The 24,245-nt window shown below is 69.8% G+C and carries 20 protein-coding genes; 13 read left to right on the forward strand and 7 right to left on the reverse strand.

The window, feature by feature from the left end:
* Positions 1-80 precede the first annotated feature (80 nt).
* The 3 genes from ASD65_RS18000 to ASD65_RS18010 all read left to right on the forward strand — a co-directional run bounded on the left by ASD65_RS18000 (position 81) and on the right by ASD65_RS18010 (position 3,110).
* On the forward strand, positions 81-1,400 hold the full coding sequence (locus tag ASD65_RS18000; protein ID WP_056225968.1) for a M50 family metallopeptidase: 1,320 nt from the start codon (positions 81-83) through the stop codon (positions 1,398-1,400).
* A gap of 94 nt (positions 1,401-1,494) precedes the next feature.
* The gene (locus ASD65_RS18005) at positions 1,495-1,863 is read left to right on the forward strand and encodes a YciI family protein (protein ID WP_056225971.1); all 369 of its coding nucleotides are present in this window, start codon (positions 1,495-1,497) and stop codon (positions 1,861-1,863) included.
* On the forward strand, positions 1,860-3,110 hold the full coding sequence (locus ASD65_RS18010) for an RNA polymerase sigma factor (RefSeq protein WP_056225972.1): 1,251 nt from the start codon (positions 1,860-1,862) through the stop codon (positions 3,108-3,110). The genes ASD65_RS18005 and ASD65_RS18010 overlap by 4 nt, the downstream gene beginning before the upstream one ends.
* 23 nt (positions 3,111-3,133) lie before the next feature.
* Here ASD65_RS18010 and ASD65_RS18015 read toward each other — a convergent pair whose 3' ends face one another.
* Entirely contained in the window at positions 3,134-5,053 is a 1,920-nt protein-coding gene (locus ASD65_RS18015) for an anthranilate synthase family protein (RefSeq protein ID WP_056225975.1), read from the reverse strand.
* A gap of 214 nt (positions 5,054-5,267) precedes the next feature.
* On the opposite strand from ASD65_RS18015, the gene ispG reads away from it, so the two are divergent.
* Complete coding sequence (gene ispG, locus ASD65_RS18020; protein WP_056225978.1) at positions 5,268-6,398, forward strand: flavodoxin-dependent (E)-4-hydroxy-3-methylbut-2-enyl-diphosphate synthase; 1,131 nt, start codon at positions 5,268-5,270, stop codon at positions 6,396-6,398.
* Positions 6,399-6,430: 32 nt separating this feature from the next.
* Here ispG and ASD65_RS18025 read toward each other — a convergent pair whose 3' ends face one another.
* Complete coding sequence (locus tag ASD65_RS18025) at positions 6,431-7,015, reverse strand: YdcF family protein (protein WP_200948735.1); 585 nt, start codon at positions 7,013-7,015, stop codon at positions 6,431-6,433.
* A gap of 52 nt (positions 7,016-7,067) precedes the next feature.
* Between ASD65_RS18025 and ASD65_RS18030 the strand changes: the two genes are divergently transcribed.
* On the forward strand, positions 7,068-7,814 hold the full coding sequence (locus tag ASD65_RS18030) for a metallophosphoesterase family protein (protein ID WP_056226488.1): 747 nt from the start codon (positions 7,068-7,070) through the stop codon (positions 7,812-7,814).
* Positions 7,811-8,989 carry a benzoate/H(+) symporter BenE family transporter gene (locus ASD65_RS18035; protein WP_056225981.1) on the forward strand — a complete coding sequence of 393 codons (1,179 nt, stop codon included), beginning with the start codon at positions 7,811-7,813 and terminating at the stop codon, positions 8,987-8,989. The genes ASD65_RS18030 and ASD65_RS18035 overlap by 4 nt, the downstream gene beginning before the upstream one ends.
* A 120-nt stretch (positions 8,990-9,109) precedes the next feature.
* Here ASD65_RS18035 and pcp read toward each other — a convergent pair whose 3' ends face one another.
* Together pcp and ASD65_RS18045 are read right to left on the reverse strand one after the other, a co-directional pair.
* Positions 9,110-9,748 (reverse strand): pyroglutamyl-peptidase I, encoded by a 639-nt coding sequence (gene pcp, locus ASD65_RS18040; RefSeq protein ID WP_200948737.1) that lies wholly within the window; start codon positions 9,746-9,748, stop codon positions 9,110-9,112.
* 9 nt (positions 9,749-9,757) lie between these two features.
* Positions 9,758-11,197: an RNB domain-containing ribonuclease gene (locus tag ASD65_RS18045; protein WP_056225985.1), complete on the reverse strand. Its 1,440-nt coding sequence runs from the start codon at positions 11,195-11,197 to the stop codon at positions 9,758-9,760.
* A gap of 98 nt (positions 11,198-11,295) precedes the next feature.
* On the opposite strand from ASD65_RS18045, the gene ASD65_RS18050 reads away from it, so the two are divergent.
* A complete protein-coding gene (locus ASD65_RS18050; RefSeq protein WP_056226494.1) occupies positions 11,296-13,062 on the forward strand; it encodes a proline--tRNA ligase in 1,767 nt (588 codons plus the stop codon).
* A 15-nt stretch (positions 13,063-13,077) separates the two neighbouring features.
* Here ASD65_RS18050 and ASD65_RS18055 read toward each other — a convergent pair whose 3' ends face one another.
* On the reverse strand, positions 13,078-13,593 hold the full coding sequence (locus ASD65_RS18055) for a pyridoxamine 5'-phosphate oxidase family protein (protein WP_056226496.1): 516 nt from the start codon (positions 13,591-13,593) through the stop codon (positions 13,078-13,080).
* An 87-nt stretch (positions 13,594-13,680) separates the two neighbouring features.
* Between ASD65_RS18055 and ASD65_RS18060 the strand changes: the two genes are divergently transcribed.
* Entirely contained in the window at positions 13,681-14,748 is a 1,068-nt protein-coding gene (locus ASD65_RS18060; protein WP_056225988.1) for a TIGR00730 family Rossman fold protein, read from the forward strand.
* A gap of 14 nt (positions 14,749-14,762) precedes the next feature.
* Here ASD65_RS18060 and ASD65_RS18065 read toward each other — a convergent pair whose 3' ends face one another.
* Positions 14,763-16,274: an alanine/glycine:cation symporter family protein gene (locus ASD65_RS18065; RefSeq protein WP_056225991.1), complete on the reverse strand. Its 1,512-nt coding sequence runs from the start codon at positions 16,272-16,274 to the stop codon at positions 14,763-14,765.
* A gap of 114 nt (positions 16,275-16,388) precedes the next feature.
* On the opposite strand from ASD65_RS18065, the gene ASD65_RS18070 reads away from it, so the two are divergent.
* From ASD65_RS18070 to rbfA, 5 genes are all read left to right on the forward strand, one after another.
* Complete coding sequence (locus ASD65_RS18070) at positions 16,389-18,260, forward strand: lipase family protein (RefSeq protein ID WP_056225993.1); 1,872 nt, start codon at positions 16,389-16,391, stop codon at positions 18,258-18,260.
* Between the two features lie 119 nt (positions 18,261-18,379).
* Positions 18,380-19,369, forward strand: a complete 990-nt coding sequence (gene nusA, locus ASD65_RS18075; protein WP_056225997.1) for a transcription termination factor NusA — start codon at positions 18,380-18,382, stop codon at positions 19,367-19,369.
* Positions 19,370-19,496: 127 nt separating this feature from the next.
* Entirely contained in the window at positions 19,497-19,769 is a 273-nt protein-coding gene (locus ASD65_RS18880; RefSeq protein ID WP_082561985.1) for a YlxR family protein, read from the forward strand.
* A gap of 74 nt (positions 19,770-19,843) precedes the next feature.
* Positions 19,844-22,633, forward strand: a complete 2,790-nt coding sequence (gene infB / locus ASD65_RS18080; RefSeq protein WP_056226000.1) for a translation initiation factor IF-2 — start codon at positions 19,844-19,846, stop codon at positions 22,631-22,633.
* Positions 22,634-22,739: 106 nt separating this feature from the next.
* A complete protein-coding gene (gene rbfA, locus ASD65_RS18085; protein WP_056226004.1) occupies positions 22,740-23,246 on the forward strand; it encodes a 30S ribosome-binding factor RbfA in 507 nt (168 codons plus the stop codon).
* A gap of 64 nt (positions 23,247-23,310) precedes the next feature.
* Here the strand turns inward: rbfA and ASD65_RS18090 are convergent, their stop codons facing one another.
* Entirely contained in the window at positions 23,311-24,189 is an 879-nt protein-coding gene (locus ASD65_RS18090) for an adenine glycosylase (protein ID WP_056226006.1), read from the reverse strand.
* Positions 24,190-24,245: the final 56 nt, after the last annotated feature.

The following is a 24,245-nucleotide window of genomic DNA, read 5'->3' on the forward strand; positions in this document are numbered from 1 at the left end:
CCTCTCGGCGGGGTGGTTCCACGCTAGCGGGAGCCGACATCCTCGGCGAACTCAAAGCGGGAGCCGAGTACCGTGGGCGTGTGACCGTCCTCGCTTTCATCATCGGCATCCTCATCATCGTGGTGGGGCTCGCCGTCTCGATCGCGCTGCACGAACTCGGTCACCTGCTGCCCGCCAAGAAGTTCGGGGTGCGCGTCGGCCAGTACATGATCGGCTTCGGCCCGACGCTGTGGTCGCGCCGCAAGGGCGAGACCGAGTACGGCTTCAAGGCGATACCGCTCGGCGGCTACATCTCGATGGCCGGCATGTACCCGCCCTCGCCGAAACAGCGCGACGGCCGCGCCGGCGGCGGGTTCTTCGCCGCGATGGTGCAGGACGCCCGCTCGGCCAACGACGAGACCGTGCTCGGCGACGACGATGACCGCGTCTTCTACAAGCTGCCGGTGTGGAAGCGCGTGGTCATCATGCTCGGCGGCCCCACGATGAACCTCCTGCTGGCGATCGTGCTGTTCGCGATCCTGTTCAGCGGCATCGGCGTCGCGACGTCCTCCACCACGGTGTCCGAGGTGAACGCCTGCATGCTGCCGGCGGGTACCACCCAGACTGAATGCGCGCCCACCGATCCGCAGACTCCCGCGGCGAAGGCCGGGTTCCTTCCGGGCGACACGATGATGTCGATCGACGGCACGCCGGTCGCGACGTTCGCCGAGGCATCCGCGATCATCCAGGCGTCGCCGGGCGAATCGCTCGCGGTCGTCATCGAGCGCGACGGTGCCGAGCAGACGCTCACGCTGACGCCGGTGCTGGCCGAGCGCCCGGTCACCGACGCGCAGGGCGCGCCCGTCACCGATGCGAACGGCGACCCCGTGACGCAGGACGTCGGCTTCGCGGGCATCCGCCCTACTAATGAACTGATGCGGCAGCCGCTGTGGGCAGGGCCCCAGGCCGCGTTCGAGAACGTCGGCGCCGTCGCCGGGATCATCGTGCAGCTGCCGGTGAAGATCTACGACACCGCGGTGTCGCTGTTCACCGGCGCCGAGCGGGATCCCAACGGGCCGCTGAGCGTCGTGGGCGTCGGCGTGATCGCCGGCGAGGTGGCGGCGACGGACGCGCCGATCATCAACCGCGTCTCCGGGCTGATCGGTCTGCTCGCCTCGCTCAACATCGCGCTGTTCGTCTTCAACCTCATCCCGCTGCTGCCGCTGGACGGCGGCCACGTCGTCGTGGCGCTGTGGGACGGGATCAAGCGCACGTGGGCCAAGATCTTCCGCCGCCCACCGCCGAAGCCGGTGGATGCGACCAAGCTCGTGCCGGTGACGTTCGTGGTCGTGATCCTGCTCGTCGTGATGGGCGGAATCCTGATCCTCGCGGACCTGTTCAACCCGGTTTCGCTGTTCTGATCGACCGCGCGGAGTTTTTTCGCACGGGTGTCGATTTCGGGGTTGCCCGTTCGCTGTAGGGGTGAAACGGTTCCCCTGACGAAAGGACACCACCGTGAAGTACGTCATCATGTTCACCAGCACTCCTGAACTCGACGCCGCAGTGCCGCCGGAGCGTCGCCAAGAGGTCTATGGCCGCATCTACAGCTGGTTCGGCGAACACGGCGAGAAGTTCGACGACACCGGCGCCGAGCTCGAGTCCGAGACCACGGCGACGACCGTCAAGCACGGCGCGGGCGGACCGGTCGTCGTGGACGGGCCCTTCTCCGAGGCGAAGGAAGTCGTCGGCGGGTTCAGCATCATCGACGTCCCCGACCTCGACGCCGCGATCGAGATGGTCAAGACCTGGCCGTCGCTCGAATTCCCCGGCGTGGCCGTCGAAATCCGTCCGATGGTCGTCGACTACACCCAGTTCGAGCAGTGAGCGAGTCGGATGCCGCGGCCACCCCGTCCCGAGGGACGGGCGCCGCGGCATCCGATCTGCTGCTGGCCCGCACCGTCCGCGAGGAGTCGGCGCGCATCGTCGCGGCGCTCACGGCATCGCTCGGCAGCCTCGATGTCGCGGAGGAAGCGGTGGCCGAGGCCATCGTGGAGGCCGTGCGCGAGTGGCGGACGCGCGGCGTACCGCCCAACCCGGGTGCCTGGCTGACCCAGGCCGCCCGGCACAATGCCCTCGACCGGCTGCGTCGTGAGCAGAGCTACCGCAGCAAGCTCGCCATCGTGGGGGAGCGGCCGCCGGTCGCAGAATCGGCGACGGATGCCCCGGACGAGCGCCTGGCGCTGCTGTTCGGCTGCTGCCACCCGGCGCTGTCGCCCGAGGCCCAGCTCGCGCTGACGCTGCGCGCAGTGTGCGGGCTGACCACGGCGCAGATCGCGCGGGCGACGGTGACCGCCGAATCCACCGTCGCGCAGCGGATCGTGCGGGCCAAGCGGAAGATGGCGACCGCGGGAATCCCACTGCGGATCCCGGAGGGGGCCGAGCGCGCCGAGCGGCTGGACATCGTGCTGACCGTGGTGTCGGTCATGTACAGCGAGGCGCACCTCGTCCCGGGCGGTGATGCGGCCGCCGACCGCGACCTCGCCGACGACGCGCTGTGGCTCGCGCGGGTCGTCGCCCACGCGCTGCCCCGGGAAGCGGAGGCACAGGGCCTGCTCGCGCTGCTGCTGTTCCATCGCGCCCGGGAGGGGGCGCGGGCGGTGGACGGTGAGCTCGTGCTGCTCGGCGACCAGGACCGCGGACGCTGGGACCGGACGCTGCTGTCGGAGGCGCGGGTGGTGCTCGAGCGGGCGGCGACCCTGCGGCACCCCGGTCGGTGGCAGCTGCACGCGGCGATCGCCGCCTGCCACGCGGATGCCCGGGATGCCGCCGACACCGACTGGCTGCAGGTGCTGACGCTCTACGACATGCTGCTCGCGTACGACCGGTCGCCCATCGTGCGGCTCAACCGTGCGGTGGCGCTCGCCGAGGTCGCCGGACCCGCCGAAGCCCTCGCCGAGGTGGACGCGCTGTCCGCCGAGCTCACGTCGTACCACCTCTGGCATGCGGTCCGAGCACGGATGCTGCGGGGCCTGGGTCGAGAGGACGACGCGCTCGCCGAGGACCTCAGCGCGCTCGAACTCACCGCGAACGAGGCCGAGCGCCGCCTGTTGCACGGACGCATCGGGTTCTGAGCCGCGGTCCCCACTGTCAGGCTCTAGGCGAATGCGTGCCGCACGAGGCGCTCGAGTGTCACCATGCCGTCGCGCGACAGGATCGACTCGAGGTGGCCCTGAACCGACGCGAAGCCGGGGCCGCGCAGCGCGTACACATCGCCCGACGCGGGATCGGCCGCGACGTCGGCGACGCCCACGACCGTCGTCCCGGCCGGAACCCGGGCGGTGAACGTGTTGTAGAAGCCGATGGATGCCGGCTCGCCGAAGACGTCGATCGTGTGCTGCAGCCCCTGGTGCGGGGTCGCGAGCGGCGCGAGGTCGAGGCCGAGCGAATCGGCGAGGATCTGATGGCTGAGGCACACCGCCAGCAGCGGTCGGCCCGACTCGCGGCGCAGCGCGACGACCTCGCGCATGCGGCGCAGCCGCGGGCTGTCGGGGTCGCGGGGATCGCCGGGACCGGGGCCGGAGACGACCAGCTCGGCCTCGAGGACCTGCGCGTCGGTCACCTCGCTCCACGGCACGATCGAGACGTCCAGGCCGAGGTGGCGCAGCTGGTGGGCGAGCATCGTCGTGAAGCGGTCCTCGGCGTCGACGACGAGCGCGGAGCGGCCGGACAGCGGGCCGTGCGGGTGCGCCTCCTGCGGGTTCAGCCAGAACGCCGCCAGCCGCGCGTTGCGCGACTGCAGGAGCGCGGCGACCTCGGGGTCGTCGGCGAGCGGTGCCCGCGGGATGACGGGCTTGTCGGGATCCGCCGCGGGATCGGCGACGGCCGCCGCCTCCGCCGCGGTGTCGCGCGCGATCGCGCCGATCGCGCCGAGCACGCCCGCCGCCTTGCCGTGGGTCTCGGCGACCTCGCCGTAGGGGTCGGAGTGCCGTACGAGTGTCGCGCCCACGGGCACCCGCAGCATCCCGTCCACCAGATATGCGGTGCGGATCAGGATGGGGGCGTCCAGGTCGTGCGAGGGCCCTTCTACGGACGCGGACGGGGTGAACAGTGCCGCGACGCCGGAGTAGTAGCCGCGAGGGGTGGTCTCGTGGCGCGTGATGACCGTGCACGCGTTCTGCATCGGCGACCCGGTGACGGTCGGGGCGAACATCGTCTCGCGCAGGATGTCGCGCGGATCGAGCTGGCTGCGCCCGCTGAGCATGTACTCGGTGTGGGTGAGGCGCGACATCTCTTTGAGATGCGGACCGGTGATGCGCCCGCCGTCGGAGCACACGGCGCTCATCATCTTGAGCTCCTCGTCCACGACCATGAACAGCTCCTCGGTCTCCTTGGTGGATTCGAGGAACTCGGTCAGGGTCGCGACGGTCGAACCGCCCGCGGGGTGCCGGAACGTGCCGGAGATCGGGTTCATGGTGACGACCCCCTCGCGGGCGCTGACGTGCGCCTCGGGGCTCGCGCCGACGGCGATGTGCCCGGGGGTCACGATCGCGAACGTCCAGTAGGCGCCCTTCTCGTGCTCCAGGAGCGCGCGGAACCACGTCAGCGCAGCGATCACCGCATCCGTGTCGACGGATGCCGTGAAGTCACGGCGGATAACGAAGTTCGCTCCCTCGCCCCGGCCGATCTCGTCGGCGATGACGGTGCGCACGATTGCGGCATAGTCCTCGTCGGCGATGTCGAACCCGGCGTCGCCGAGCGGCACCGGGGCCGACGGCAGCTGTGCGAGGGCGTCCGCGAGCGGGACGGCATCGTGCTGCGCGACCACCAGGCAGCGCAGCGGCGCGCCGTCGTCGTGGCACACGAAGCCGCGCTCCCGGACCTGTCGGAACGGAACGAGCGCGAGCACCTCGCGAGGTATGCCCGAAGCATCCGTGAGAGGAATGTCCGCGAGCAGGTCGACATCGACGACATCGCCGGTGAGGATCTCGACGGTCTTGCCGTCGCGGGCGATGAGTGCGAAGGGAACGTCACCGGTGGCGAGTTCGCTGAAGGAGAGGGGACTGGGCCCGGTCATCGTCGGTCTTTCGTCGTGGGGGCGGTCGCCCTAACGAAGAAGACCGCCCGAAGGGGCGGTCTGTGGTCTCGCGAACACACCGCCTATGCGGTGTGCCACCAGGAGAGGTTCGCGGACATGGGCCGAAACTACCACAACGACGCGCGCCGGGTCGCGCGGGCCGCGTCCAGCGTCGGCGGCGTAGGCTGGGGACGTGCCAGCTGTGAATCTCGGGATGCCGAAGGTCCCCGAAGTCCTCGCCCCGCGTCGCAAGACCCGACAGATCAAGGTGGGCAAGGTCCTCGTCGGCGGAAACGCCCCGGTGAGCGTGCAGTCGATGTGTACGACGCCGACGACGAACATCAACGCCACGCTGCAGCAGATCGCCGAGCTCACGGCGTCGGGCTGCGAGATCGTGCGCGTCGCGGTGCCGCATCAAGACGACGCCGATGCCCTCAAGATCATCGCCGCCAAGAGCCAGATCCCGGTCATCGCCGACATCCACTTCCAGCCGCGGTACATCTACACCGCCATCGACGCGGGCTGTGCCGCCGTGCGCGTGAACCCGGGCAACATCCGCGAGTTCGACGGCAACGTCGGCGAGATCGCGGCCGCTGCGAAGGCCGCCGGCATCTCGCTGCGCATCGGCGTCAACGCGGGTTCGCTCGACAAGCGTCTGCTGCAGAAGTACGGCAAGCCGACCGCAGAGGCGCTCGTGGAGAGCGCCGTGTGGGAGGCATCCCTCTTCGAAGAGCACGACTTCCACGACTTCAAGATCTCGGTCAAGCACAACGATCCGATCGTCATGGTCAAGGCGTACCGGATGCTGTCGGAGCGGGGCGACTGGCCGTTGCACCTCGGCGTGACCGAGGCGGGCCCCGCGTTCCAGGGCACGATCAAGAGCGCCACGGCATTCGGCATCCTGCTCTCGGAGGGCATCGGCGACACGATCCGCGTCTCGCTGTCGGCTCCGCCGGCCGAAGAGGTCAAGGTCGGACACCAGATCCTGCAGTCGCTGAACCTGCGTGAGCGCAAGCTCGAGATCGTGTCCTGCCCGTCGTGCGGTCGCGCCCAGGTCGATGTCTACACGCTCGCCGACAACGTCACCGAGGGTCTCAAGGACATGACCGTGCCGCTGCGCGTCGCGGTGATGGGCTGCGTCGTCAACGGCCCCGGCGAGGCCCGCGAGGCCGACCTCGGCGTGGCGTCCGGCAATGGCAAGGGCCAGATCTTCGTCAAAGGTCAGGTCATCAAGACCGTGCCCGAGTCCGAGATCGTCGCGACCCTCATCGAGGAGGCCAACCGCCTCGCCGCCGAGATGGGTCCCGACGCCAAGCCCGGCACCGCCCAGGTCATCACGGCCTGAGCTGTCCCCTCTCGCGGCGAGAATGCGGATCCTCAGCGTCGCTGGGCGGCGCGATGCCGTGCCGCACGATAGGCGGCGATCGGCTTGACGAGCGGGATCTCGCCGAACCGGTAGTCCTTGCCGCGCACCAGGCGTGCCGCGAGATCCGGGCGCAGCGTCCACAGATACTCCCGCCCCGCCTCGGCGTGCTGCGAGTGGGACGCGATGATGATCGTTTCGGCATCGCCGATCAGCGGGATCGCGTTGCGGATGTTCTCCCACGTCGTGGTGCTGGTCGTGTCGAGCCGGATCTCGCCCCTGTGTCCGCGTTCGCGGGCGTAGCGCGCCAGCAGCTCCGCCTCGGGAACGTCGCCGGCGACCGTTCCGCCGCACAGTACGAGCACGCTCGACGATGCTTCGGGATTCATCGAACGCAGACCGACACGCACCCGGTACCGGTTGATGGCGTTGGCGCGCCCGCTGCGGTTGCGGAACCCCAGCACGACGACCGCTTCGGAACCACCCGCGGCGACGGCCGTACCGAGTCGCCGATGGGACGCGCGCCAATCGGTGTACTCCGCCCAGGCGAACACGCCGGCGGTGAGGGCGACAACCAACAGGGCGAGGAGACGACGCACACCCCGACCCTAAAGGCATCCTGAGTCATGCCGTCGTGGCATGATCACGAGGGTGTCCCTCGAACGCATCGCCGTCATCTCCGATGTCCACGGCAACCTGACGGCGCTCGAGGCCGTTCTCGATGACATCGCGGCCCGTGGAATCACACGGATCCTCAACCTCGGCGACAACATCGGCAAAGGCCCGCGCGGCGCGGCCGTCGTGGAGCGCGTGCGCGAGGTCTGCGAGATCAACGTCCGCGGCAATTGGGATGACTTCATCGGCGCGATCGGCGACGACGGACCCGTAGAGATGCAGTGGTGGCGCGACGAGCTCTCCGCCGGGCAGCGGGCGTGGCTCGGCGACCTGCCGCTCAGCCACGATCTGACTCTCAGCGGCCGTCGCATCCGGCTGTTCCATGCGTCGGCCGAGAGCCCGCATGTGCGAGTGCGGTTCCGCCATTCCGACGCGCAGTTCGAGGCCATGTTCCACGCGACCGAGATGACCGGGTTCGGTCCCGAGCCGACAGTGGTCGGTTACGGCGACATCCACGACGCGTACATCCATTCGCGCGATGGCCGCACGCTCTTCAACGTCGGCAGCGTCGGCAATCCGCTCGACGAGCCGACCCCGAGCTACGTCATCCTCGAGGGCGTGCTCGATGCCGCCGAGCTCGCCCCGTTCGAGGTGCGGTTCGTGCGCGTGCCGTACGACGTCGAGGCGGAGATCGCCGTTTCGCACAGCCTCGGAATGCCGCGCACCGATGAGTGGGCGCTCGAGCTGCGCAGCGCGGTCTACCGAGGACGGATGGCGTCGTGACCTCTGTCACGCCTTCGCTGTCCCGCCCGATCACTGCCGGGATCGTCACGGCCCTCGTCGGATTCACGAGCTCGTTCGCGGTCGTGCTGACCGGACTCCGCGCCGTCGGTGCGACGCCCGGGCAGGCGGCCAGCGGCCTGCTCGCCCTCTGCATCACGATGGGGCTGGCGTGCATCCTCCTGGCGTGGCGATTCCGGATGCCGATCACGGTCGCGTGGTCGACCCCGGGCGCGGCGCTCCTGGCTGCCACCGGTGCCGTCGAAGGCGGGTGGCCGGCCGTCGTCGGGGCGTTCCTCGTCGTGGCCGCGCTCATCCTGCTGACCGGGCTGTGGCCACAGCTCGGGCGCCTGGTCGCCCGCATCCCGCCCTCGATCGCCCAGGCGATGCTCGCGGGAGTGCTCCTGCCCCTGTGCCTTGCGCCGATCACCGGGATCGTGGTGAACCCCTGGGGCGTGATCCCGGTCGTCCTCACCTGGCTGGTGTTCGCCCGTCTCGCCCCGCGATGGGCGGTGCCGCTGGCCTTCGTCGCGGCCGCGATCGTCGTCGCCGTCGAGCTGGCTCGTGCCGGGGCATCCGTGGATCCGGCTCTGCTGCTGCCGCACCTGGAGTTCACCGCTCCGACGCTCAGCATCGGGGCGCTCGTCGGAGTCGCGCTGCCGCTGTTCCTCGTGACCATGGCGTCGCAGAACGTGCCGGGCGTCGCGATCATGCGCAGCTTCGGGTACGAGGTGCCGTGGCGCCCGGCGATGCTCGTCACCGGCGTCGGCACAGCGCTGGGCGCGACGGCCGGCGGGCACGCCATCAACCTCGCCGCGATCAGCGCCGCGCTCGCCGCCGCGCCCGAGGCCGACCCCGACCCCCGTCGCCGCTGGGTCGCGGGGGTCTCGACGGGCGGGTCCTATCTCGTGCTCGGCGCGGCGTCGGCGGCCTTCGCTGCGCTCGTGCTCCTCGCGCCGCCCGCGGTGATCCCCGCCGTCGCCGGCATCGCGCTGTTCGCGGCTTTCGGCTCGGCGATCCAGCAGGCCATCGACGACCCGGGGGAGCGGCTTCCCGCCGTCGTCACGTTCCTCGTCGCGGCATCCGGGGTGGCGGTGCTCGGCGTCAGCGCCGCGTTCTGGGCGCTGGTGGCCGGGCTCGTCGTGCGCACGGTACTGCACGCCGGCCGCCGCCGGTAGCAGCTGCACGCCTGCCCGCCCCTTCCGCGAGCTCACAAAAGGTGTCCGCTCATCTGACCCGGAGCGCGCCGTTCTTGTGAGCTCGCGAGGCTCGCGAGGGGAGCCGGGGCCACCGACCGATCAGGACACCGCACCGCCGGGGATCGCGGCATCCCGAGACGAGCGGATGCTGGTGCGCACCGCGATCTCCAGCGCCCGGGCGATGTCCTCCAGGGGCAGAGCAGGCGCACCCGCCGGCGCGTGCTCGGTCGACCAGGGCACGTGGATGAAGCCGGCCCGCGTCCGCGGCAAGGCGGATGCGGCATCCATGGCCGCGTAGAACACTTGGTTGCAGACGAACGTGCCCGCGGTGAACGAAACCTCGCCCGGGATGCCCGCGGCACTGATGTCACGGGCGATCGCCTTGACCGGGATCGTCGCGAAGTAGGCGGCAGGTCCGCCCTTCACGACAGGCTCGTCGATCGGCCGGCTGCCGGCGTTGTCGGGTATCCGCGCGTCGATGAGGTTGATCGCGACCCGCTCCGGAGTGACGGCGGCGCGGTTCCCGGCGAGGCCCGTCGCGATCACGATGTCGGGCTCGTGCTCGTCGATCAACGACCGGATGCCGGCCGGCGCGTCGGCGAAGGTCACGGGCAGGACGGCGGTGATGAGCTCGGCAGGGCCGTCCCAGGATGCCGCGAGCAAGCGCACGGCGTCACCGGAGGGGTTGCCCGCATCCCCGCCGAAGGGTTCGAAGCCGGTCAGCAGCACGCGTGTCATCGTCCCAGGCTACGAGCCCTCCGCCACAGGTGCGAACGTGGTCACGCCGGTCGCGACATCCGACGACTCCAGCCGCAGTCGCACGGCGGAGCCCGCAGTCGCGGCGAATCCGGGAACCTTGGCCGTCACCGGAGGGGCCGCCAGCTGCACGCGCGCGCCCGAACCGTTGCCGCCGAGCACCACGGCGTCGAACACCTCGCCCTCGCGTCCCAACAGCAGCGCGGCCTCGACGCGGTCGATCGATGCGGAATCGAGCTGACGTGCGCGCTGGTCGCTGCGCCCCATCAGCTTCGGAATCTCGGGCAGGCTCTGCCGGGCCCACTCCGGCACGGGACGGTCGTTCGCCAGAGCCTCGCAGATGACGAGCGACCAGCGGTCGACGAGGCGGCGCAGCGGCGCTGTGGTGTGCGCGTACGGGGCGCCGATCGCGGCCTGCAGGGTCTGTGCGGGCGGCTCGCCGTCGAAGGTCGCGTAGCCGGCACCGCGGAACAGGGATGCCGCGGCATCCCGCACCGCCATCGCTGCGGGATCCTCACGGTCGAGCGTGCGGAGGAAGTCGCCGTAGGTCACGGCGTCGTGCCACGGGATGCCGAGCGCCGCTGCGCGATCGCGGAAATCGGCGACGTCGGCCGGGTCGGCGGGCGGCATCGTGCGGAGGATGCCGATGCCGCCGCGCAGCATGACGTCGGCCGCCGCCATGCCGGTCAGCAGCGACACCTGCGCATTCCAGTCCTCGATCGGCCGGGGGACCTCACGTTCGAGGCGGTAGCGTCCGCGCTCGAAGGCGATCTCGGTCGACGGCAGGTTGAGGCTGGCTCCGCCCCGCTCGCTCTCGCGCTCCGCACGGAGCGGGCCGAACCAGGCGAGCACCCGCAGCGTCTCGGGCGCTGTACCGGCGATGAGGGCATCGTCCGCCTCGACATAGCTCCACCGGCGTCGCGACCGGATCATCGCGCGGGTGAGGGTCGTCTCGGTGGGGCGGGCGCCGTCGTCCAGGACGAACCGCCATACGAACGCCGGACGGTCTACCCCGGGGAGCAGGGATGCCGCGTCCTCGCTGAGGACCGGGGGATGCAGCGGGATCCGCCCATCCGCGGCGTAGATCGTCTGCCCGCGCAGGCGCGCTTCGGTGTCCACCGCTCCGCCCGGCCGGACGAACGCCGGCACGTCGGCGATCGCGTAATGCAGCACGGCACCAGTCGACGTGCGCTCGAAGTGCATCGCCTGATCGAGGTCCATCGACCCGGCCGGGTCGATGGTGAGGAACTCGAGATCGCGCAGATCGCCGAGGCCATCCGTGCGCACATCCCGGGCCGCGGCATCCGCTTCGGCGAGCACCTCCGCCGGAAACTCTCCCGGGAGATCGAGCGATTGACGCAGTGCAGCGAGGGACGCCGCGAGTGCATCACCCGCCGCCGCGGAGACGAGGTGAGGGCGGTGAGCGGGCACGGGGTCAGTGTAGGGGTGGGTGTCGAGAGGACGACGCGAACCGTGATGAGGCGGACCGCGCCGAGCCCCGGCATCCGCTCGCCCTAGACTTGGTCCTCGTGGTCACACGTCTCTCGCACTATTTCCTCCGCACGCTGCGCGAAGACCCGGCTGATGCCGAGGTCGCGTCGCATCGCCTGCTGGTTCGCGCCGGCTATATCCGCCGCCAGGCGCCGGGTGTGTTCGCCTGGCTGCCGATCGGCCTGAGGGTCAAGGCGAAGATCGAGACCATCATCCGCGAGGAGATGGCCGCGGCCGGCGCGTACGAGGTGCACTTCCCGGCGCTGCTGCCGCGTGAGCCCTACGAGCTCACCGGTCGGTGGGAGGAGTACGGCGACACGCTGTTCCGCCTGCAGGACCGCAAGGGCGCCGACTACCTCCTCGGCCCGACGCACGAAGAGTTCTTCACGCTGCTCGTGAAGGACCTGTACTCGTCGTACAAGGACCTGCCGCTGACGATCTTCCAGATCCAGGACAAGTACCGCGACGAGTTCCGCCCCCGTGCGGGCCTTCTGCGCGGCCGCGAGTTCACGATGAAGGACGCCTACTCGTTTGACTACACCGACGCGGGACTGGATGTCTCGTACCAGGCGCAGCGCGACGCGTACGAGCGGATCTTCGCGCGCCTCGGACTCGAGTACGTCATCGTGCAGGCGGATGCCGGAGCGATGGGCGGTTCGCGCAGCGAAGAGTTCCTGCACCCGACTGCGATCGGCGAGGACACCTTCGTGCGCTCCGCCGGCGGGTACGCGGCCAACGTCGAGGCGTTCACCACGGTGGCTCCCGAGCCGATCCCGTTCGACGGACTGCCCGACCCGGTCATCTTCGACTCGCCCGATACTCCGACGATCGCGACGCTCGTCGCGCACGCCAACGCCCACCTCGACGCTCCGCGCGACGGGGAGTGGACGGCCGCGCACACGCTCAAGAACGTCGTGCTCGCGCTGACCCACCTCGACGGCACGCGCGAACTCGTCATCGTCGGCGTCCCCGGCGACCGCGACATCGACGACAAGCGGGTCGAGGTCGCCTTCGCCCCGGCCGCCGTCGAGCCCGCCACCGAGGCCGACTTCGAGAAGCACCCGCTGCTGGTCAAGGGCTACATCGGCCCCTGGTCGCCGACCGGTGCGATCCTCGGCGAGGAATCCGCCACCGGCATCCGCTTCCTCCTGGACCCCCGCGTCGTCGACGGCACCGCGTGGATCACGGGGGCCAACGCCGACGAGAAGCACGTGCACTCGCTCGTCGCGGGTCGTGACTTCGTGGCCGATGGATTCGTCGAGGCCGCCAGCGTCCGCCCCGGAGACCCTGCGCCCGACGGCTCGGGTCCGGTGGAGCTCGCCCGCGGCATGGAGATCGGACACGTGTTCCAGCTCGGCCGCAAGTACGCCGACGTGCTGGGTGCGAAGGTCCTGGACGAGAACGGCAAGCTCGTCACGGTCACGATGGGCTCGTACGGCATCGGCGTGACCCGCATCCTCGCGAACATCGCCGAGCTGAACAACGACGAGAAGGGCCTCATCTGGCCCGCGTCCGTCGCGCCGTTCGACGTGCACGTGGTGGCGACGGGACGGGATGCCGTGGCGTTCGAGCTCGCCGAGAAGCTGGCGGCCGATCTCGACGCGGCCGGTCTCGACGTGCTCTACGACGACCGCCCGAAGGTTTCGCCCGGCGTCAAGTTCGGCGATGCCGAGCTGGTCGGCGTGCCGCAGATCGTGATCGTGGGTCGCGGCGCGGCCGACGGCGAGGTCGAGCTGTGGGATCGCCGCACCGGTGACCGCACCGCGGTGTCGGTGGCGGACGCTGTCACGCAGCTCACGCGCTGACGCGCGCCGCGCCGGTCAGCAGCTGACCGTGCCGTGTCGCATGGTGTCGTCGGGTGAGTCCTTGGTCACGAGTGACTTGAGCATGCCCGCGGCGGTCACCAGCTTGCCGTGGCGCGGTTCCCAGAACTCGCACTCGCACGGAGTCACCTTGAGCAAGGCGATCCCTGGGGTGTCGAGACCTGACTCGAACCAGACATCGAGCGACGGTGTGTACAGCTCGTCCATCTTGCTCCGATCGTGCACGGTCTCGGCCCGGCCGGCGACCGAGACGAAGCGGTAGCCCTTCGCGTCGGCATAGGACAGTCCGACATCCCGGTCGCTTTCGGACTGGTCGACCTTCTTCGAATCGTCGAGTGTGAAGAACCAGATATCGCCGTTCTCGTCCATGTGGCGCGTGCTCATCGGCCTGCTCACCAGATTGCCCGCGGCATCCTGGGTCGTCAGCATCGTGATGTCGATGTCTTCGACGAGTTCCTTGACCCGGGTGATCGCTTCTGGACCCGTGACTTCTTCCGGCGTGTTCTCTGTCATGTCTCGAGCTTCGGTGATCGTGCCCGCGTCCGGCAGGGGATTGACAAATCCGATGACGCGGGCCATCGGACGTGCGAGTCTGGCTGTATGTCGAACCCTGCGGCCAATCCCGTTCCTCCCGGTGTGACTGAAGCGCTGCGCTCCGTGATCTCCGAGGCGGGGATCACGGAGAACATAGACCTCGTCGCCCGCATCCTCACGACCGGCGTCTCGTTGGGCATGGATCCGGCCGACCGGCTGGATCTGAAGATCACATCGGCCGCGCTCACCGAGATGCGGGCCGCGTTCCGCCTGTTCGCGCCGTACGAGGGCGTCCCGAAGGTCACGATCTTCGGGTCGGCGCGCACCAAGTCGGCGGACACGCTCTACCGATCCGCCGCCTCCGTCGCCGAGGCGCTGGCCGAGCAGGGCTGGATGGTGGTGACCGGCGCCGGTCCCGGCATCATGCAGGCGGCGGCCGAGGGTGCCGGTCCGCATCGGTCGATCGGTGTCTCGATCCGGCTTCCGTTCGAGGAGAAGCCGAACGCCGTCATCGGCTCCAGCGCGAACAACGTCGCGATGAAGTACTTCTTCACCCGCAAGCTCATGCTCGTCAAGGAATCGCACGGCTTCGTGTGCGTCCCCGGCGGGTTCGGGACGCTCGACGAGATGTTCGAGCTGCTCACGCTGCAGCAGACCGGCAAGGCCGAGCCGACCCCGATCGTGCTGCTGGACGCTCCCGGCGGCACGTTCTGGCAGGGGCTCCAGCGGTTCGTCGACGAGCAGTTGGTCGCGTCCGGCGTCGTCTCGCCCGACGATTTCGACCGCGTGCTGGTGACGGACTCGGTCACGGCGGCGGCGGATGCCATCACCGGTTTCTGGCGCAACTACGACTCGATGCGCTGGGTCGGAAAACGGTTGGTCCTGCGTCTTCGGGCCCAGCCGACGGATGCCGAGATCGCCGATCTCAACGAGAGATTCGCGTCCCTGCTCGCGCAGGGGAGCATCGAGCGCTCGGCGCCGCTCGCCCCGGAGCTGAGCGACGACGACCATGTGGACCTGCCGCGTCTCGTGCTCACCCTCGACCAATTCCGGGTCGGCTCGCTGTTCCGTCTCATCCGTGCGATCAACGACCTCCCGAGTGCGTCGGCTCCGGCGGTGCCGGCCTCCACGTAGTGAGCCCGCGCGGCTCAGTGGGCGTCGTGTCCGGCGTGCAGGTGGTCGCGGTGCTTCTCGGACTGACGGCGCTTGGTCGGCATGTCGATCGGGCCGGTCACGCTGAGCTCGTCCTCCCATACGGCGATGCCGCCGATGTCCGGCATCCTGTCGCGCGTGAAGACCGGGTCGCGCCCGGCGCGTCGTTGGCCCGTGTAGTCCTTCAACAGGCGGAACGCGATGCCCGACAGCAGCGCGATCGCGATGAGGTTCACCAGCGCCATCAACCCCATCGCACCGTCGGCGAAGTTCCACACGACGTCGGCGGAGATGACGGAGCCGGCCAGGACGGCGAGCACCGTGAGGATGCGGTAACCGGCCAGCACGGAGCGTCGCGGCGTGATGAACTCGATGTTCGACTCGCCGTAGTAGTAGTTGCCGAGGATGGAACTGAACGCCAGCAGGAAGATGATGACGCTCAGTAAGACGTTCGACCACTCGCCGAGCGTGCTGGTCAGCGCACCCTGGGTCAAACCGATCCCGCGTCCCGCGTTCTCCAGATCCGGCACCGACACCAGGATGATGAAGGCCGTGATCGAGCAGACCAGGAACGTGTCGAAGTAGACGCCGAGCGTCTGCACGAGCCCCTGCTTGACGGGGTGGGTCACGGCGGCGCTCGCGCCCGCGTTCGGAGCCGAGCCGAGCCCTGCCTCGTTGGAGAACATGCCCCGCTTGACGCCGGTGAGGATGATGTAGCCGAGCGTCGCGCCGACGACCTCGTTCGGCCCGAACGCATCCGTGAAGATGGAGGCGATCGCGGCGGGGAGCCGGTCGGCGTGCATCACGACGATGACGAGGCCCAGCCCGAGGTACAGCAGCGCCATGGCGGGCACCAGCATCTGCGTCACCGACGCGATCCGCCGCACCCCGCCGAAGATCACGAGGCCCATCAATGCGGCCAGGATGAGGCCGACCGCCCACGGCAGCCAGCTCTGGACGTCTTCGCTGACGCTGCCGGCGACGGTGGCCTGGATCGTGTTGGCCTGCAACGAGCTGAATGCGATCGGGAAGCAGATGATGAGGATGACGGCGAACAGCACGCCCATCCAGCGCGCCTTCAACCCGCGCTGCATGTAGTACGCCGGACCACCGCGGAAGCCGTCCTTGTCGCGGATCTTGAACAGCTGCGCGAGGGAGGACTCGATGAAGCTGGACGCGCCGCCGACGAATGCCATCAGCCACATCCAGAACACGGCGCCGGGTCCGCCGATGGCGATCGCCGTGCCGACTCCGGCGATGTTGCCGACGCCGACGCGCGAAGCGGCCGAGATGGTGAACGCCTGGAATGCCGAGACCGACTGCGGTCTGCCGCTGGCGTCGCGCGGAGTCTTGTCGGTGAGGGTGCGGAACATCTCCGGAATGAGCCGGAACTGCACGACGCCGGAGCGGATCGTGAAGTAGAGCCCGAGGAGTACCACCACCGGCAGCACGATCCAGGTCCAGAGGTTGTCGCCCCACGTCAAGAGCCAGTCATTCACCGCATCCATCTCGTCAGTATGCCGGTGGGTTTGACGCGGGACCATGATCCAGTGCTGCGCCGCAGTCGGCGGATGCCGCGTCATCCGGCCGTCGCGAGACCCGTGCCGACCTAAAATCAACCGATGGCCTCGAGTGTGTCGGACAGCGTCGACGCCCCCCGCGTTCGCGCGTGGGGCACCCGCTGGAGCGCCCTGCCGCGTCTGCTCGAGCTGGCACCGCCCCGGGTGCTCCTGCTCGTCGGGATCGTGGTCGTGGGCCTCGGCACGCTGATCGTGTTCCGCCCGCTCACCTCCGTGGTGCTGCTGGGCGTGTACGTCGGCGTGAGCGCCATCGTCTCCGGGATCATCGACCTCGTCTCCCAGCGCCGCAGTCCGCGGTGGTGGACGACCGCCTTCGCGCTGCTGTGGATCGCCGGTGGCGCAGCGGTGCTCATCTGGCTCGGGCGCAGCCTCGACCTGCTGCCCGTCGCGCTCGCCGCCCTGCTGATCGTGGGCGGGCTCGCGTCCCTCGGCGATGCGGTCGTCGGCGGACGGGCGAGTGAGCGGGTACTCGCCGCAGCGTGGGGCGGCGCACAGATCCTGTTCGGCATCCTGTCGGTCACCTGGCCCGATGTCACCCTGCTCGTGGTGGCCGTCCTCTTCGGCGTGCGCACGATCGTGTTCGGAGTGACGCTCGTGGTGCGCGGCGGCCGGGGGATGCGGCGCATCGGCGCGCAACTCCCCGGCGGCCCGTCGTTCGATCCGGCGCAGCCTCGGCGGGCCGCCCTCATCGCGGCGGCGGCCGGACGATACGCGCTCGCCGCTGTGCTGGTGGCCGCGGCCGCGGGCGGATGGTGGCTCAACGACTGGCTGGCCGAGGGCGCCCCCGTGGTGGACGCGTTCTACGACCCGCCGGCGCAGGTTCCGGCGGCGCACGGCAGTCTCATCCGGGAGGACGCGTACAACGGTCGCGCGCCGCGATACGGCACGGCGCAGCGCATCCTCTACACGACCCAGGACGCTCTGGGGCAGCCCGCCGTGGCCAGCGCCCTCGTGATCACCCCGAGCGACCCGCCGCCGGGTCCGCGCCCCGTGGTCATCTGGAACCACGGCACGACGGGTGTCGCACGCGGCTGCGCGCCGAGCCTGCGCGATGCATCGGCGACCAAGTGGGCGATCCCCGGACTCGACGACGCGCTGTCGCGCGGCTGGGTGGTGGTGGCATCCGACTACTCCGGGCAGGGCGCTCCGGGTGTCTTCCCGTACCTGATCGGCGCGGGCGAGGCGCATTCGTCGCTCGACGCGGTCCTGGCCGCGCAGGAGCTGCCGGACCTGAACCTGTCGGACGACGTGGTGGTGTGGGGGCATTCGCAGGGCGGGCATGCCGCGCTGTGGACCTCGCAACTCGCCGGCGAGTACACGCCGCAGTTGAACATCGCCGGCACCGTCGCGATCGCGCCCGTCGCCGATCCCCGCGCGCTCGCGCACGAACTCACCCGCGGCGGCGGGCAGGCCGGGGGAGCGGAGCTGTCGGTCATGATCTCGTGGGTGCTCGTGCCCTACGCCGACACCTACTCCGACGTCAACATCCCCACTTACGTTGCTCCTGGTGCGCGCTCGCTCGTGCGGGAGATGACCCAGCGCTGTCTGAGCGAACCGGGCGTGATCGTCTCGATGCTCACCGCCCTCGGCGTCTCCGAGGACCAGCCGCTGTACCCCGCCGACCTCACCGACGGACCACTCGGACGGCGGCTCGGACAGAATGCTGCGACCGGGCCGTTCCCGAGTCCCGTTCTGGTGGCGTGGGGCAGCGCGGACGAGGTCATTCCGACGACCCTGCAGACGCGTTTCGTCGCCGATCAGTGCGCCGAGGGTGCCCCGGTGCGCGGTGTCGAGTACCGCGGCTACAGCCACCTGCGCACGATCATGCCGGGCTCCCGTTTTCTGCCGGTGCTGATGCGGTGGTCGGCGGCGCGCCTGGACGGCGAGCCCGCGCCGGCGGTGGAGTGCGGATAGCAGGCCCGAGGCGGGTGCTGACAGCTGGCTCACGGCCGCGAGGATGCGGCATCCGGTAACGTAGTGGGGATGTCGGAGCGCGTGACGCACCGACGAGAGCTGAATACGGAGAGGGCATTGTGGACATCGATCTCGGATTGCTGAGGACGGTCGAACGCGAGAAGGAGATCCCCTTCGAGGAACTCGTGCGGATCATCGAGCAGGCGATTCTGACTGCCTATGGCAAGCACACCACCGCGACCGGGGAGATCCCGGAGGGCGCTCGCGCCGAATTGGACCGCAAGACCGGCCACGTCGCCGTCTTCATCCCGCTGCGCGACGACGAGGGCATCGTCATCGGCGAGGAAGAGACCACGCCCGACGACTTCGGTCGCATCGCGGCTTTCGCCGCCAAGCAGGTCATCAGCCAGCGCCTGCGCGACATCGCGGATGACGCGGTGCTCGGCGAGTTCAAGGGCAAGGAAGGCGACATCGTCGCCGGCGTCGTGCAGCAGGGGCCGAACCCGCGCATGGTGCACGTCGACCTGGGCACCATCGAAGCGATCCTCCCCCCGGAGGAGCAGGTCGCGGGCGAGGCGTACCCGCACGGCTCGCGCCTCCGCGTGTATGTGACGTCGGTCTCCAAGGGCACGAAGGGCCCGCAGATCACCGTGTCGCGCACCCACCCCGGACTGGTCCGGAAGCTGTTCGCGCTCGAGGTCCCCGAGATCGCGTCCGGTCTCGTGGAGATCGTGTCGCTGGCCCGTGAGTCCGGCCACCGCACGAAGATGGCCGTGCGTGCGACGGACCCGACGATCAACGCCAAGGGCGCCTGCATCGGCGAGCTCGGCCGGCGCGTCCGTGCCGTCACCGAGGAGCTCGGCGGCGAGAAGATCGACATCGTCGACTACGACCCCGAACTGGCGAAGTTCGTCGCCAATGCGCTGTCGCCCGCGAAGGTGACCTCCAGCTTCATCCTGGATGCCTCGACCAAGGCCGTCCGTGCGCTCGTGCCCGACTACCAGCTCTCGCTGGCGATCGGCAAGGAAGGGCAGAACGCCCGCCTGGCCGCGAAGCTCACCGGCGCCAAGATCGACATCCAGCCCGACAGCATCCTCGACGAGGCGTAGAGCCCGCCGAGCAGCCGCGAGACTGCAGCGGGGGAGCGCGAGAGCGGGTGGCGACATCCGTCTCGCGTCCCGCGTGCAGTCCCGCCGGGCGCCGACGAAGATCAGGACCCCAGGCCGGAGGTGTAGGATGGAACCCGTACGAACGTGCGTCGGTTGCCGTACGCGTACCCCTAGGTCCGCCCTTCTCAGGGTGGTGGCCATCCAATCCGCTCTCGTTCCCGATGAGCGCGCGACGATGCCAGGTAGGGGCGCGTGGGTGCATCCGACAAGCGAGTGTGTGGATGTCGCTCTGCGGCGTCGTGCCTTCGTACGCGCATTGCGTGTGTCGGGTCCTCTCGACGCGCAGACGTTAGAGAACAGGCTGAACGGCTATGGAAACAAAGTGAACGGCTCGAAATGAGTCCCGTCCGCGACTAACGGTCTGCCCTGCCTGGGTGGGCCCCAGACAGGAGAATTGTGGCTGCCAAACCACGCGTGCACGAAATCGCCTCTGAACTCGGAGTCGACAGCAAGGTGGCTCTCGCCAAGCTGAAAGAACTCGGGGAATTCGTCAAGAGCCCCTCATCGACCATCGAGCCCCCCGTGGCTCGCAAGCTCCGTGCTGCCCTCGAGGCAGACGGCGCGAGCACCGCGTCGGCACCCGCCGCCGCTGCTCCGACGGCTCCGGCCGCCGGTGGTGCTGCTCCCCGCCCGGCAGGCCGTCCCGGCCCCGTGCGTCCCACCGCTCCCGCGGCACCCGCCGCGGCGACCCCGGCTGCTCCGGCACCGGCGGCTCCGGCTCCGGCCGCTCCCGCTGCACCGGCGGCACCCGCCGCACCCGCGGCGGAGGCTGCTCCGGCCGCTCCGGCTCCGGCCGCTCCCGCGGCACCTGCCGCTGAGGCCCCCGAGGGATCCGTTCCGGCGGCACCCGGCGCACCTGGTGTGCCGCGTCCCGGTGGCGCACCGCGTCCGGGCAACAATCCGTTCGCTTCGGCGCAGGGCATGGGACAGCGTCCCGCCGGCCCCCGTCCGGGCAACAACCCGTTCGCTTCGGCGCAGGGCATGGGCCAGCGCCCGGCTCCGTCCCCCGGCAACATCCCGCGTCCGCAGGCTCCGCGTCCGGGCGCACCGCGTCCCGGTGCTCCGCGTCCGGGTGGCGCAGGTCGCCCCGGTGGCGCAGGTCGCCCCGGTGCTCCGTTCCAGCAGCGTCCCGGCGGCCCCGGCCGTCCGGGCGGTGCAGCCGGTGGCGGCTTCGCGCGCCCCGGTGCTCCGGCAGCCGGCGGTTTCGCCGGTCGTCCCGGTGGTGGTGGCGGTCGTGGCCGTGGTCCCGGCGGTGGTACCGCAGGTGCCTTCGGCAAGGGTGGCGGCAAGTCCAAGCAGCGCAAGTCGCGTAGGGCGAAGCGTCAAGAATTCGAGATGAGGGATGCCCCGACCGTCGGTGGCGTCAACGTCTCGCGCGGTAACGGCGAGATCATCCGGATGCGCCGCGGCGCGTCGATCTCCGACTTCGCGGACAAGATCGAGAACATCACCGGCTACACGGTGCAGCCGGGCACGCTCGTCACGATCCTCTTCAACCTCGGCGAGATGGCCACGGCCACCGAGTCGCTGGATGAGGCGACGTTCGAGGTGCTGGGTGCCGAGCTGGGCTACAAGATCCAAATGGTCTCCCCCGAGGACGAGGACAAGGAGCTCCTGGAGAGCTTCGGTCTGGACCTCGACCAGGAGCTCGAGGACGAGAACGAGGACGACCTCGAGATCCGTCCGCCGGTCGTGACCGTCATGGGTCACGTCGACCACGGTAAGACCCGACTGCTCGACGCGATCCGCAACGCCAACGTCGTTGCCGGAGAAGCCGGTGGCATCACGCAGCACATCGGTGCGTACCAGGTCTGGACCGAGCACGAGGGCATCGAGCGCGCGATCACCTTCATCGACACCCCGGGTCACGAGGCGTTCACCGCCATGCGTGCTCGTGGTGCGCAGGTGACCGACCTCGCGATCCTCGTGGTCGCCGCCGACGACGGCATCATGCCGCAGACGGTCGAGGCGCTCAACCACGCCCAGGCCGCCGGTGTGCCGATCGTGGTCGCGGTCAACAAGATCGACAAGCCCGAAGCCAACCCCGGCAAGGTGCGCCAGCAGCTCACCGAGTACGGCCTGGTCGCAGAGGAGTATGGCGGCGACGTCATGTTCGTGGATGTATCGGCCCGTGCGGGCACGAACATCCAGGCGCTTCTGGACGCCGTGCTGCTCACGGCGGACGCGGGTCTGGACCTCACGGCCAACCCGAACAAGGCTGCCCGCGGTGTCGCGATCGAAGCGAAGCTCGACAAGGGTCGCGGTTCGGTTGCCACGGTGCTCATCCAGTCCGGAACGCTGCGCGTCGGCGACGCGATCGTCGCCGGTACCGCTTATGGCCGCGTTCGTGCCATGGCGGATGAGAACGGCGAGCCGGTCACCGAAGCGGCTCCGTCGCGTCCGGTCCAGGTGCAGGGTCTGAACTCCGTGCCCCGCGCGGGTGACACGTTCATCGTCACCGACGAGGATCGTCTGGCCCGCCAGATCGCTGAGAAGCGTGAAGCGGCCGAGCGCAACGCCCAGCTGGCCAAGGCCCGCAAGCGCATCTCGCTCGAGGACTTCACCCGCGCTCTTCAGGAGGGCAAGGTCGAGTCGCTCAACCTCATCATCAAGGGCGACGTGTCCGGTGCCGTCGAGGCGCTGGAGGAATCGCTCCTCAAGATCGAGGTCGACGAGTCCGTGCAGTTGCGCATCATCCACCGCGGTGTCGGTGCGGTGACGGAGTCCGACGTGAACCTGGCGACGATCGACAACGCGATCATCATCGGCTTCAACGTGCGCCCCGACTCGAAGGCCCGCGAGCGGGCTTCGCGAGAAGGCGTGGACATCCGGTTCTACTCCGTCATCTACAACGCGATCGACGACGTCGAGCAGTCCCTCAAGGGCATGCTCAAGCCGGAGTTCGAAGAGGTGCAGTCGGGTGTGGCCGAGATCCGCGAGGTGTTCCGCTCCTCCAAGTTCGGCAACATCGCGGGTGTCATCGTCCGCTCCGGAACGATCACGCGCAACGCCAAGGCGCGCGTCATCCGCGACGGCGTCGTGCTGGCCGATGGCCTGGCCATCGAGTCGCTGCGTCGCTTCAAGGACGACGTCACCGAGGTGCGTACGGACTTCGAGGCCGGTATCGGTCTCGGCAAGTTCAACGACATCCAGATCGGTGACGAGATCGAGACGACCGAGATGATCGAGAAGCCGCGCGGCTAGGAACACTGGCTGAGCTTTACCGGATGCCTCGACCCGCACGGGTCGGGGCATCCGGGGTATCGTCAGACCTCACCGTGCGAGCGGTGCGAGAGTGGGAGACAAGAAAATGGCTTCGGAACGACAGGCAAGGGTCGCGGATCGCATCCGCGTAGTACTGGCAGAACGCCTCGAGAAGGGGCTGCGCGACCCGCGGCTCGGATTCGTCACGATCACCGACGTGAAGGTGACCGGTGACCTCCAGCACGCCTCCGTGTTCTACACGGTGATGGGCGATGAGGCGCTGCGCGCCGACACCGCTGCGGCGCTGAAGTCCGCGACCGGGCTGCTGCGCACCGAGGTGGGCAAGAACCTCAACACGCGACTGACGCCCTCGCTCGAGTTCATCCTCGACGCGATCCCGGAGAACGCCGACCACATCGCGGCGCTGCTGCGCGAGGCCCGCGAGCGCGACGCCGCCGTGGCGGCACTGGCCGCCACCGGCTCCTACGCCGGCGACGCAGACCCGTACCTCAAGCCGCGCGAGGAAGAGGCCGAGGTCGAGGACGAAGAGACCGACGCCGAAGAGGCCGAGTCCGAGGACGACGCGTCCGAGGACGAGGCGCCGGCTTCCTGACCCGAGTTGCACGAATGGGCATGCCCCGCGCTGACAGCGCCGGGCATGCCCATTCGCGTACCGGTCAGGTGGTGGGGTGCCCGGGCAGCCGTAGGAGTCCGTCGGATGCCTCGGCCAGCCCGTCGGCGATGAGCGAGTCGATCGCCCGGTCGCGCTGGTGCGAGTCGGGCCAGGTCGCGGCGGCCGCGTCGATCGGCACGGCGCGGGGCGCGGCATCCCGCAGCGCCTTCAGCACCGCCCCGCGCGCCTGGCGGTCGCTGCCCTCGTAGCGCGCTTGCCGACGGCGGGTGTCGCCGGTGTCGGGGGAGTCGGCGGCCACCCAGGCACAGGCATGCCGGATCGGGCATGCGTCGCAGCGAGGGCTGCGAGCCGTGCAGATCACCGCGCCGAGTTCCATCGTCGCCGCGTTCAGGATCGCGGCGTCGACGGGATCCGCGGGGAGGATCGCCTCCATGTCGGCGAGGTCACTGCGCGCCGGCGGCCCGGGCTGCGAGCGGCCGTCCACTGCACGAGCGAGCACGCGACGCGTGTTGGTGTCGACGACCGGATGCCGGTCACCGTACGCGAACACGGCCACCGCGCGGGCGGTGTAGTCGCCGATCCCGGTGAGGGCGAGAAGCGCATCCACGTCGCGCGGAACCACGCCGCCGTGACGCTCGGTGATCTCGACGGCTGCCCGGTGCAGCCACAGGGCGCGCCGCGGGTAGCCGAGGTTCGCCCACTGGTGCACGGCCTCTGCCGGGGCATCCGCCGCCAGTGCGGCCGGGGTCGGCCACCGCAGCAGCCACGCCTGCAGATGCGGGATGACGCGCGACACCGGGGTCTGCTGCAGCATGAACTCGCTGACGAGGACTCCCCAGGCGCCGAAACCCTCGGCCCGCCAGGGCAGGTCGCGCGCGTCCTCCCGGTACCAGGCGATGAGCGGAGTCGCGAGGTCGGGCACGTCCTCCAGCCTAGGCGGGGACCCGCGCCGGGCGCGCCCGCGGCCTAGGCTGGAGG

It is taken from the genome of Microbacterium sp. Root61 (assembly GCF_001427525.1).
Taxonomy (GTDB): Bacteria; Actinomycetota; Actinomycetes; order Actinomycetales; family Microbacteriaceae; genus Microbacterium.

What these genes read in the sequence shown, in the direction of transcription:
- ASD65_RS18015 (WP_056225975.1), bottom strand. Translation starts at nt 5,053, where the DNA reads ATGACCGGGCCCAGTCCCCTCTCCTTCAGCGAACTCGCCACCGGTGAC.
- ispG (WP_056225978.1), top strand. Translation starts at nt 5,268, where the DNA reads ATGCCGAAGGTCCCCGAAGTCCTCGCCCCGCGTCGCAAGACCCGACAG.
- pcp (WP_200948737.1), bottom strand. Translation starts at nt 9,748, where the DNA reads ATGACACGCGTGCTGCTGACCGGCTTCGAACCCTTCGGCGGGGATGCG.
- ASD65_RS18055 (WP_056226496.1), bottom strand. Translation starts at nt 13,593, where the DNA reads ATGACAGAGAACACGCCGGAAGAAGTCACGGGTCCAGAAGCGATCACC.
- ASD65_RS18060 (WP_056225988.1), top strand. Translation starts at nt 13,681, where the DNA reads ATGTCGAACCCTGCGGCCAATCCCGTTCCTCCCGGTGTGACTGAAGCG.
- ASD65_RS18065 (WP_056225991.1), bottom strand. Translation starts at nt 16,274, where the DNA reads ATGGATGCGGTGAATGACTGGCTCTTGACGTGGGGCGACAACCTCTGG.
- ASD65_RS18070 (WP_056225993.1), top strand. Translation starts at nt 16,389, where the DNA reads ATGGCCTCGAGTGTGTCGGACAGCGTCGACGCCCCCCGCGTTCGCGCG.
- ASD65_RS18880 (WP_082561985.1), top strand. Translation starts at nt 19,497, where the DNA reads ATGGAACCCGTACGAACGTGCGTCGGTTGCCGTACGCGTACCCCTAGG.
- rbfA (WP_056226004.1), top strand. Translation starts at nt 22,740, where the DNA reads ATGGCTTCGGAACGACAGGCAAGGGTCGCGGATCGCATCCGCGTAGTA.